This window comes from Corallococcus exercitus (genome assembly GCF_003611585.1).
Classification (GTDB): domain Bacteria; phylum Myxococcota; class Myxococcia; order Myxococcales; family Myxococcaceae; genus Corallococcus; species Corallococcus exercitus.
This window is the reverse complement of the sequence record NZ_RAVW01000614.1, coordinates 1-4,020: the sequence shown is the minus strand read 5'-3', so window position 1 is coordinate 4,020 and position 4,020 is coordinate 1. Positions and strand designations below refer to the sequence as shown.

General features: G+C 72.3%; 6 protein-coding genes. 3 read left to right on the top strand and 3 right to left on the bottom strand.

Annotated features, from left to right (window positions below; all coding sequences use genetic code 11):
* Positions 1-886: hypothetical protein (locus D7W79_RS39640; RefSeq protein WP_120530401.1), on the top strand; the 886-nt coding region annotated here is incomplete at its 5' end.
* Between the two features lie 62 nt (positions 887-948).
* On the opposite strand, the gene D7W79_RS39635 is transcribed toward D7W79_RS39640, so the two are convergent.
* Both D7W79_RS39635 and D7W79_RS39630 read right to left on the bottom strand, forming a co-directional pair.
* Complete coding sequence (locus D7W79_RS39635) at positions 949-1,245, bottom strand: hypothetical protein (RefSeq protein WP_120530400.1); 297 nt, start codon at positions 1,243-1,245, stop codon at positions 949-951.
* A complete protein-coding gene (locus D7W79_RS39630; RefSeq protein WP_244222235.1) occupies positions 1,238-1,453 on the bottom strand; it encodes a hypothetical protein in 216 nt (71 codons plus the stop codon). The genes D7W79_RS39635 and D7W79_RS39630 overlap by 8 nt, the downstream gene beginning before the upstream one ends.
* Positions 1,454-1,720: 267 nt before the next feature.
* Here D7W79_RS39630 and D7W79_RS39625 point away from each other — a divergent pair, with 267 nt between their 5' ends.
* Complete coding sequence (locus D7W79_RS39625) at positions 1,721-1,930, top strand: hypothetical protein (RefSeq protein ID WP_120530399.1); 210 nt, start codon at positions 1,721-1,723, stop codon at positions 1,928-1,930.
* A gap of 31 nt (positions 1,931-1,961) precedes the next feature.
* Here the strand turns inward: D7W79_RS39625 and D7W79_RS39620 are convergent, their stop codons facing one another.
* Positions 1,962-2,867, bottom strand: a complete 906-nt coding sequence (locus D7W79_RS39620; protein ID WP_120530402.1) for an AEC family transporter — start codon at positions 2,865-2,867, stop codon at positions 1,962-1,964.
* Positions 2,868-3,115: 248 nt separating this feature from the next.
* Here D7W79_RS39620 and D7W79_RS39615 point away from each other — a divergent pair.
* Positions 3,116-4,020: MFS transporter (locus D7W79_RS39615; protein ID WP_147442294.1), on the top strand; the 905-nt coding region annotated here is incomplete at its 3' end.

Genomic DNA, 4,020 nt, shown 5'->3' with positions numbered 1-4,020 from the left:
CCCCGCCGCGTCCAACGACGGCGGCTGGGCCCCGCCCCCCGCGAGCTCCGACGAGCGCCTGTCGCAGGAAGCGGAGGCCGTGCTGCACGCCAGCGCGGAGCGGCTGTCCAAGCGCGTGCAGGAGCTGGGCGTGCAGATGCGCCGGCCGGAGGTGGTGAGCGACCGCTGGACGCTGATGTCGGAGCTGGCCGCGTCGCGCGCGGACTTCCGCAACCGCATCGGCGACCTCGTGTACCTCACCGCCGCGGCCTTCGCGGACGTGCGCCGCGAGGACGTGGTGCCCGGCTACGCGAACCAGGTGGGCGCGCGCGTGGCCCTGCGCGGCGCGGCGGCGGACCTGCGCCGTTCACTGCAGGGCCGGCTGGAGCGCGCCGCGAAGGCGACGGACGCGCAGCGCCCCGCGCTGGCGAGGCAGGCCGAGGAGAGCCTGGCCGCGTTCGTGTCCCTGCCCGCGTCGCTCGCGCTGAAGACGCCCACCAAGCGCGAAATCGTCGCGGCGCGCGGCCGGCTGCGCCAGGCGGGCACGCAGCCCGCGCTGGGGCCGGAGGTGCTGCCCGGACTCGTGGAGCCCTTCCTCGCGCTGCTGGATGAAGCGATGGAGGAGCTGACGCGCACGTGGCTCACCGTGCACGACCGCGCCGTGTGGGCCGCGAGCGGCGTCCGGCTGGAGCAGGTGGACATGCACCTGGAATTGGGCTCCCCGGGCGCGGCGCGCGTCCTGGAGGAGGCGGTGACGGCCGCGGGCGCGCTCTCCGGCCGCTCGGCGCCCTTCGACGCCTTCCTGCGCAAGGGCCGTCAGGAGGCCGCGGAGGGGCTCAATGAGGCGGGTGCGCGCGACCTGCTGGCCCGCTTCCGCGAGCGCCTGGCCAGCCTGCCGTTCAGCTGACGAGCCCGTGCTTCGACAGGGCCCCGATGCTTCAGGGCCCTGGAAGCGGACGGCCAGGCGCTTCAGGTCTTCGTGGGCGAGGCCGGCGTGGGCGCGGGCAGCACGGGGACGTCCTTCTTCGGAGGCAGCACGCGCAGCTCCTCGAAGCGCGCCGCCAGCGTGTCCGGGGTCATCTCCTCCTGCCACTGCTTGGGATTGGTGTTCCACCCGAAGTCGGCCGGCACCTTGCCGCCGCCCTGGCTGGTGTAGCCGATGGTGTCCGGGAACTGCGCGGACCAGCGGCCACCCGGATCCGGCTCCTTGGTCACGTGCTGCCGGTTGGGGAGGATGAAGGGCTTGGGCTTGGGAGCATCACTCATGCAGCCAAGCCTCTCCGAAAGAGACCTCGTTGTGTAGAGGCAAGCTGGGCTGCCGCCGCCTTCGCGCATGGTTCTTGGGAGGCAGCACGCTCGGCCCCAGCTCGAACACCGCGGCGAAGTAGCGCGCCTGGGACTCGCTGCCGTACCGGTACCGCCGCACGCCCCCCGCGTGGGCCACCTCCACCCGCCAGCCTTTCGGGTCGCACATGACCTTCACTGTGTTCCCTGCACCCATCCACGCCTCCCCCGTCCCGTTGTCGTTCAAGGAAATGCGATCTCCGTGCCAGCGCCTGCAAGGCTGCCCAACGGGTTGCGGTGTCAGCGGGTGAGCAGTCGGAGGGGGACCGGTAACGTTTGCAGGCTGCCCTGGAGGGCCGCCTTCTGTCCCCGAGAGGTGGGGCGGGGCGCCCACCAAGTCCCCGCGGGGCGATGCCGGTCTGCTTGTGTCGGGCGGATCCTGCGTTAACTCAATGGCATGACCCAATTCGAGACCCAGAACGGAGAGCGGTTCGCGGACTTCGATCTTCCCGAGGGCTGCATGATGTGTGGCGGCGCGGTCTCCATCCGGGCCACGCCAGCAGGAGCCCATGGCTACTGCCCCCACTGTCACGTGCTGTCGCGTCCGCAGATGAAGGTGAAGCCCAACGGCGTCGAGCTCTCCTTCGAGACCACGGCGCTCGCCTGAACCCGAGCGTCCCTTCCTGGTGCACTGAGCGTCAGTGCACCAGGGACAGGAGCAGCGGCGCGCTGAGGAACGACAGCGGAATGCCCACGCCCACCATCAGCACCGCCAGCTCCGGATCCAGCTCGTGCTCGGCGGCGAGGATGGCCGCCGTCACCATGGGCGCCATGGCGATCTGAAGCACGGTGGTCTGCCTCACCACCAGCGCCAGCCCCGGCACGAACGTCAGCAGGCCCAGCACCGCCAGCGGCGCGAGCACCAGCTTGTAGGACAGCCCCAGCACGAGCGCCGGTGCGCGCGGACGCAGCCCCTGGAGCCGCAGCTGGAAGCCCACGATGAACAGCGCCAGCGGCGTGAGCAGGTCGCCCAGCCGTTGCAGCACCGCCTCCAGCCAGTCCGGGAAGGCGAAGGGCCGCAGCACCAGCGCCAACACCAGCGCCTGGAACGGGGGGAACACCAGCACCTTGCGCACGAGCGTGCGCGCGGACAGCGCCGACCGGGCGCGGGCCCTCGCCGCCGTCAGCGTGGCGAGCGTCGCCAGCACCATGAACGAGCCCAGCTGATCCACCACCACCGCCACCGCCACACTCGCGGGCCCCAGCAGCGCCGTGGCCATGGGCAGGCCCACGAAGGCCGTGTTGCCCAGCCCCGCGGTGAGGATGAGCGCCGTCACGGACTCGCGCGACAGGCCCAGCCGGGGCCCGAGCAGCCGCAGGAACAGCACCGCCCCCCCGAAGAGCAGCCACGGCGCCACGGCGGCCACCATCAGCCCGGGCGCGAACTCCAGCCGGTGCATGGCGCGCAGCACCAGCGCGGGCAGGGACACGTTGAGGAGGAAGGCGTTGAACGCGGGCGCCGTCCCTTCGGGGAACCGGCCGCTCCTGCGCGCCAGCACGCCCAGCACCAGGCACACCCCCAGGAGTCCGATGACCTGCCCCATGCCCGCCTCGCGCCCGCCTTCCCAGGTGTGGATTGGCGCGGCAACCTGGAGGAGCCCGCCAGCGATGTCCAGCGCCTTGAGGACACGCGCGGGGAAGTCGCGTTTCGCGCGCGGCTGGAATGCATGAAGCTCCAACCGGCTCCAACCGCCGGGTTGTGACGGAGCGGGCATGGAAACGCGCGGGGCGCGGGCGCATGCTGGCGGCGCCCCGGTCAGTCCTTCCTCCCCACGGCCGTCGGGCATTCGCCATGAATCCCGTTGCCACGGTGTTGAGAGCGCTGGGCGGGGGTGGCCTGCCACGGACGTATTGGGTCCTGTGGGTGGGCACCTTCGTGAACCGGCTGGGGTCGTTCGTCGCGCCCTTCCTGGCGCTCTACCTGACGCGCGAGCGTGGCTTCAGTGTGGAGCAGACGGGCTTCATCGTGGCGCTCAACGGCGCGGGCGCGGTGATGGCGGCGCCCCTGGGCGGCATGCTCGCGGACCGGGTGGGCCGCAGGCTGACGCTCGCGGGGGGCCTGTGGCTGGGCTCGGGGGCGATGCTGTTCATCGGCTTCTCGGAGACGCCGGGACGCATCGCGGTGGCGGCCTTCATGCTGGGCATCCTGGGGGACCTGTACCGGCCGGCGGTGTCCGCGGCGGTGGCGGACGTGGTGCCGCCCCGGGACCGGGCGCGCGCGTACGGGATGCTCTACTGGGTCATCAACCTGGGCTTCGCCATCGCGCTGCCGCTGGCGGGCCTGCTGGCGGGGCTGGGCTACCGGCTGCTCTTCATCGCGGACGCGGTGACGACGTTCCTCTACGGCTGCTGCGTCTGGGCGTTCGTGCCGGAGACGCGGCCGCAGGCGTCCACGGAGCGCAAGGCCCGCTCCACGCTGGGGGACCTGCTGACGCCGTTCCGCGACGGCGTGTACCTGGCCTTCTGCCTGCCCATCTTCGCGCTGGCGCTGCTCTTCTTCCAGAGCACCCTGAGCCTGCCGCTGACGCTGTCCGCACGGGGCCTGACGCCCGCGGACTACGGCCTGGTGATGGCGGTCAACGGCGTGCTCATCGTCGCGCTGCAGCCGTTCATCACGCGCGCGGTGGGCCGGGTGCGGCGCTCCACGGCGCTGGCGCTGGCGGGGGTGCTGCTGGGCTCCTCGCCCTTCGCCACGTA

What these genes read in the sequence shown, in the direction of transcription:
- D7W79_RS39635 (WP_120530400.1), bottom strand. Translation starts at nt 1,245, where the DNA reads ATGAGTGATGCTCCCAAGCCCAAGCCCTTCATCCTCCCCAACCGGCAG.
- D7W79_RS39630 (WP_244222235.1), bottom strand. Translation starts at nt 1,453, where the DNA reads ATGTGCGACCCGAAAGGCTGGCGGGTGGAGGTGGCCCACGCGGGGGGC.
- D7W79_RS39625 (WP_120530399.1), top strand. Translation starts at nt 1,721, where the DNA reads ATGACCCAATTCGAGACCCAGAACGGAGAGCGGTTCGCGGACTTCGAT.
- D7W79_RS39620 (WP_120530402.1), bottom strand. Translation starts at nt 2,867, where the DNA reads ATGGGGCAGGTCATCGGACTCCTGGGGGTGTGCCTGGTGCTGGGCGTG.